General features: G+C 56.5%; 6 protein-coding genes. 4 read left to right on the top strand and 2 right to left on the bottom strand.

The features are described from left to right. Window positions 1–580, bottom strand: a 580-nt coding sequence (locus tag E1297_RS49075; protein WP_196223197.1) for a hypothetical protein, incomplete at its 3' end; no start/stop codon positions are given. Between the two features lie 98 nt (window positions 581–678). Continuing rightward, window positions 679–3,027 (bottom strand): DNA topoisomerase IV subunit A, encoded by a 2,349-nt coding sequence (locus tag E1297_RS05170; protein WP_155134805.1) that lies wholly within the window; start codon window positions 3,025–3,027, stop codon window positions 679–681. A 200-nt stretch (window positions 3,028–3,227) separates the two neighbouring features. Between E1297_RS05170 and E1297_RS05165 the strand changes: the two genes are divergently transcribed. The 4 genes from E1297_RS05165 (at window position 3,228) to E1297_RS05150 (ending at window position 5,610) form a co-directional block, all read left to right on the top strand. Continuing rightward, window positions 3,228–3,857: an SH3 domain-containing protein gene (locus tag E1297_RS05165; protein WP_209015651.1), complete on the top strand. Its 630-nt coding sequence runs from the start codon at window positions 3,228–3,230 to the stop codon at window positions 3,855–3,857. A 69-nt stretch (window positions 3,858–3,926) separates the two neighbouring features. Further along, window positions 3,927–4,754 (top strand): SDR family NAD(P)-dependent oxidoreductase, encoded by an 828-nt coding sequence (locus E1297_RS05160; protein WP_155134802.1) that lies wholly within the window; start codon window positions 3,927–3,929, stop codon window positions 4,752–4,754. A 78-nt stretch (window positions 4,755–4,832) separates the two neighbouring features. Next, window positions 4,833–5,036, top strand: a complete 204-nt coding sequence (locus E1297_RS05155; RefSeq protein ID WP_155134799.1) for a twin transmembrane helix small protein — start codon at window positions 4,833–4,835, stop codon at window positions 5,034–5,036. 1 nt (window position 5,037) lies between these two features. Further along, the gene (locus tag E1297_RS05150; RefSeq protein ID WP_155134797.1) at window positions 5,038–5,610 is read left to right on the top strand and encodes a cob(I)yrinic acid a,c-diamide adenosyltransferase; all 573 of its coding nucleotides are present in this window, start codon (window positions 5,038–5,040) and stop codon (window positions 5,608–5,610) included. Window positions 5,611–5,887: the final 277 nt, after the last annotated feature.

Genomic DNA, 5,887 nt, shown 5'->3' with positions numbered 1-5,887 from the left:
TTTGCGTTACCTCGACGGAATCCAGTGGTTGGATCAGGTCGGGCCGCCTGTCGAACCAGCCATTGTCCTTGTGTTCTTCGGCCAGCCACTCTTCAACCCGGTCGGCCACTTTGAGAGCGAGACCGCTCATCTGCTCTTCTCTGGTCCGTTCGTGGCCAGACCCTTTCAGAGCGCTGCCGCCGGTTGTGTCTTCGAGAACCTGAAACTGTTTGCCCTTGGCGAGGAACTCTTTTTTCTTCACGTCATAGACGTTGACCAGAACGATCGCCGTGCTTTTGGGGTTGTAGATCACCGGAATTCCCGGAGGGGCCAACATGTAACCCTCAAGACTGATCCCGATGTCGTATTCCTGCGCGCCAGCGTAGCGGCCCAACCGAATATCGACGGCATTCTGAATGGCGTCTTCCCATTCTTTCGAAGTGGCATCCCGCGAAACCGGTCCCTTTTTGGCTTTTTCAGCGAAGGCGTAGTTCACGCGCAGTTTGAATTCCCCAAGGCTTTCGGGTTCTTCATAGACCTGCGTCTGTGTACACGCGCCCATCAGGGCTAGTCCGGTGATCAGGGTCAGAATGCGCAGCATGTGTCTCTTCTCGATAGGCCTGTTTTTCTTTGATCTAGCGCACCGATACGGTCTGTGCCAAGCCGTATCGGCGGAATTTCACTGTTGTGGCTGCCTGATCACGAAAACTTATAGTCCCGCGGGAAGCCATAAGGCGGCTTTTTCCCGACACTTGCGCGCTTGGCCAACCATTGGCTCATGTCAGCCTCGTGGCGGGTCTTGTCGCCGCCCATGGACCATTTCAGTCCCTCTTCCCAGTTGAATGTGGTGATGTCCGACAATCCACCATCCAGTTCCAGAGTACCCTGTCGCCCACGCGCCATGTTGTACTTCTGCAGGCGCACACCCTTACCACGGGTCATCTCTGGTAGCTCTTCGGTTGGAAACACAAGGAACTTGCCGTTTTGCGACACGACGGCAACGTGATCGCCCGCAATCGGCTTACAGATCATCGCGGTCTCATCGCCTTTGACGTTCAGAACCTGTTTGCCGTTTCGGGTCTGCGCCAGCACGTCATCCTCGGGCACCATGAACCCGTTGCCTGCGTCCGAAGCCACCAACAGCTTCCGCCCTGGCTTGTGGATCAGGATGTCGATTATCTGCGCTTCGTTCGGTAGATCAACCATCAGACGCAAAGGCTCACCCATGCCACGCCCGCCCGGCAGGTTTGCGGCACTGACCGTGTAGAACCGGCCATTGGAGGCAAAAACCAGCAGACGGTCGGTCGTTTCTGCGTGGAAGATGAAACGCGGGCCGTCGCCATCTTTGAACTTCAGCTCGCGCTTCAGATCGATATGGCCGGTCATAGCACGAATCCAGCCCATCTGAGAGCAGACAACCGTGATCGGTTCTTTGTCGATCATAGCCTCAAGCGGCACTTCCTCGACCTGCCCCGCCTCGGCGAACTGGGTCCTGCGCTCACCGCCTTCGTAGTCTTTGCCGAAGGTCTTCTTGGTCTCTTTCAACTGCTCGGCGATCTTGGCCCATTGCAGGGCCGGATCGGCAAGCAGATCTTCGAGATTGGCCCGCTCCAGCATCAACGCGTCACGCTCACGCACCAGCTCCATCTCTTCGAGACGGCGCAAGCTGCGCAGGCGCATGTTGAGAATGGCGTCGACCTGAACCTCGGACAACTCGCCCTCACCCGGTTTGGGCGAAACATAGTCGGCCTCGCTGGTCGCGCGGACATGGTCGATCCCCCAATCCTCGCGCATCAGCGCGGCTTTGGGGTCGTCGTCGTAGCGGATGATGTCGATCACGCGGTCGAGGTTAAGGAAGGCAACGATAAAGCCCTCCAACACCTCAAGCCGGTGGTCGATCTTCGCCATACGGTGACGCGAACGGCGGATCAGCACCTCTTGCCGGTGATCGAGGAAGGCGCGCAGCACTTCCTTCATCGAGCAGACCTTGGGCGTCACGCCGTCGATTAACACGTTCATGTTCAGGCTGAACCGCACCTCAAGGTCCGAGTTGCGGTATAGCATGCCCATAAGAACCTCAGGGTCCACGTTCTTGGAACGCGGCTCAAGGATCAGGCGAATATCATCGGCGGATTCGTCGCGCACATCGGCGAGGATCGGGATTTTCTTGGTCTGGATCAGTTCCGCGATCTTTTCGATCAGCTTGGATTTCTGAACCTGGTAGGGAATCTCGGTAACGATGATCTGCCACTGGCCACGGCCCAGATCCTCGACTTCGTATTTACAACGCAGACGGAATGAACCACGCCCGGTGCGATAGGCCTGAGCAATGTTCTCGGGCGGCTCCACAATCACGCCGCCGGTCGGGAAATCCGGACCGGGCACGTAGTTCAACAACGTGTCATCGCGCGCATCGGGCGTCTTGATCAGGTGCAGACAAGCGTCACACAGCTCGGCAATATTGTGCGGCGGGATATTCGTCGCCATGCCCACCGCGATACCGCTGGCGCCATTGGCCAGCAGGTTCGGGAACTGCGCGGGCAGCACGACCGGCTCGGTCAGCGTGCCGTCATAGTTGTCACGGAAATCAACGGCGTCTTCGTTCAGACCCTCAAGCAGCGCTTCGGCCACGATGGTCATCCGCGCCTCGGTGTATCGCGAGGCCGCCGGGTTATCGCCGTCGATATTGCCGAAATTCCCCTGCCCGTCGACCAGCGGGTAGCGGACGTTGAAGTCCTGCGCCAGACGCGCCATCGCATCATAAATCGCTGCGTCACCATGCGGGTGATAGTTACCCATCACGTCGCCGGAAATCTTCGCAGACTTACGGAACCCTCCGGTTGCGCTGAGTCGCAGCTCTCTCATCGCATAGAGGATTCGCCGATGAACCGGCTTCAATCCGTCGCGCGCATCGGGCAACGCCCGGTGCATGATGGTGGACAGCGCATAGGTCAGATAGCGTTCGCCAATCGCGCGGCGCAGTGGCTCGGCTATCTCGCCCCCGTTCTCAGGGGTCTCCATATTGGGGTCGTCAATCGTATCGTTCATATATGATGTGATACGCCGCAAGAGCCCGCTGGTAAAGCAAGCACAGCATATTTTGCTGGGGACAAGTCGCGCTTTTTGCAACAGGGGGAGACAAGTCCCGGATTTCCCCGCTTTTTCGACTCATCACGCGAAATATGGTAGGATCTCATCAATTGAACTGCTGCCTATTTTTTGATGTTGCGATTACCGGGGGATGCGCCATGACGCGCCTGATACTTGTTACCTTTGCCATGCTTGGCTGGACCTTCTACGTGATGAGCGGAGGACCAGATTTTGAACCGCGCGGTATGCGCAGCGATCAACCACAACAAATTGCATCAGCGCCGAAGCCAAAACCGAAACCTCTGGTTGCTGCTCCGGCTGAAGAATTGGTTACTCGGGCTGCTCTGCGCCCCATCAAACCGGCTGAGCCACAAGCTGAACCAGAATCTCCTCTGAACGAGGCAGATACAGATGCGCTACTGTCGCAGGTAGCTTCGGGCCTGAGCACCAATCTGACGTTGTTCGATGATGATGGTGCTACGTTTACTCTGGCCTCGCTGGAACAGGGCGCCGCCGGTTTGCAACAAGTCGCCCCTGCGCCCCTAGACGAAACAGCCGAGACCCCCGTCCCCGCAGAACCGGAAAAAGATATACGTGAGGTATCGGGTACACGTGTGAACATGCGTGACGGCCCCGGAACGATCTATCCAATCATCGGCAAGGCAAGAATTGGCCAAAAAGTCGAAGTCCTAAGTGAATCCGGAACAGGTTGGCTGCGCCTGCGCGTGTTGCCAGAGCAACAGGTTGGCTGGATTTCGGCCTCACTGATCCGAAAAATCCCGAACTGACGCAGAGGTGACATTGCGCGACCGAAGACCTCGCAATAGCTATGAGCGAGGTACATCTTTGGGTAGGTCATGCAAAAATCCATCCTAATTACAGGCTGCTCTTCCGGAATCGGACTGGACGCGGCACACGGAATGCGTGCGCGCGGCTGGCGTGTTTTTGCCTCGTGCAGGCAGCAGCGCGATTGTGACCGCTTGCGGGCCCAAGGATTTGAAAGCCCTCGCATAGACTATACCGATACTGAGAGCATTACCTCAGGTTTGGCAGAGGTTATTGAGGCAACAGGCGGAACATTGGATGCGCTTTTCAACAATGGCGCGCACGGGCTGCCAGGGGCTGTAGAAGATGTTCCAACGGATGGACTACGCCACATCTTTGAAACAAATGTCTTTGGCTGGCACGAACTGACCCGCCAGGTTATTCCCGTTATGCGAGAACAAGGCCATGGTCGCATCGTGCAATGCTCTTCAGTACTTGGCCTTGTCGCGTTCCCTTGGCGCGGAGCCTATGTCGCGACCAAGTATGCCATCGAGGGTCTGACCGACACGATGCGATTGGAACTTCGGGACACAGGCATCAAGGTGATCCTGATCGAGCCTGGTCCAATCACGTCCAAACTGCGCGAAAAGGCAATTCCAGTCTTCGAACGCTTTATTGACTGGGAGTCATCTGCTCTGCGCGACAAATATGAAGGCTCACTTCTCAAACGCCTTTACGAGGATTCGGGCCCGGACAAGTTTGAATTGCCCGCTTCTTCTGTCACCGACAAGCTTGCCAAAGCGGTTGAAGCAAAGAACCCGAAATCACGTTACTATGTGACAACACCTACATACATCGCCGGATACTTGCGACGCATCCTGCCGACCGGGGCGATCGACCGCATCCTTTCGGGCGTCTGAGACGAAATTACCTGTTCGCATTTTGCCTCATCAGGGCTAGATGAGGCCAAACGCAACAAAAACGCGGACGGTGGATTTATGGACCTTATGATGGTCGTCTTGTTGCTGGCCATGGCGGCAGTTGTCGTCGTGCTGGCTTTGGGCATTGCCAATTTTGGCAAAGGTGGCATGGCAGCCGCCAAGAAAAGCAACAAGATGATGCAACTTCGCATTCTCTTTCAGTTCATTGCCGTGGTGCTGATCGTGCTCTACGTCTATTTGCGCGGACAGGGAGTGCAATAAGATGGTCGTACTGAACAAAATCTATACCCGCACGGGCGATGACGGAAAAACGGCACTGGGCAACGGTGAACGTGTCGCCAAGTATTCGGGGCGCGTGGCCGCCTATGGCACTGTCGATGAATTGAATGCTTTCGTCGGCGTCGCACGCCTGGAAGCTGACGGTGATTTTGATGCGGCACTGGCCCGTATCCAGAACGACCTGTTCGATCTTGGCGCAGATTTTTGCCGCCCCGACATGGAACAGGATGCCGAAGCGGACTACCCGCCCCTTCGCATCGTACCGACCCAGATCGACCGGTTGGAAGCTGAGATTGATGCGATGAATGAAACGCTTGAACCGCTGCGTAGCTTTATTCTGCCTGGCGGGTCAAAACTCGCCGCCCACCTTCATGTTTGCAGAACCGTGTCGCGTCGCGCTGAGCGTCTTGCCGTCGAACTAACCAATATGGAACCCGTTAACGCGGTGGCCGTGAAATACCTGAACCGCCTGAGCGACTGGTTCTTTGTTGCGGCACGTTGCGCCAATAACGGTGGGCGCGACGACGTGCTGTGGGTACCTGGCGCGAACCGCTGAAGGCCCGGGTGTGGCTCGCGTTTTTGGAGCACTTGGAAAGACGTAAACTCGCGCTCTGGTTTGGGTTGAACTAAGATCAGAGCGCAGTCCGAAGGAAACTTTGTTTCGTGCCCTCACGTAAAAAATAACGAAACGCGACGTCCCGACGCCATGACGTGACGATTTTGCCCTGTTGCGGGGCCACATGACCCGTTATCTAAGCCAACGAGAGCATTGGTGGAGTCGCTACGCGGCTTACCGTTTTTGTAAGGAGCAAGCGCAGAAATGAAGGTACTCG

It is taken from the genome of Roseibium sp. RKSG952 (genome assembly GCF_009711355.1).
Note: the sequence above shows the minus strand (reverse complement) of the source record. Positions and strands in the feature narration are given on the sequence as shown.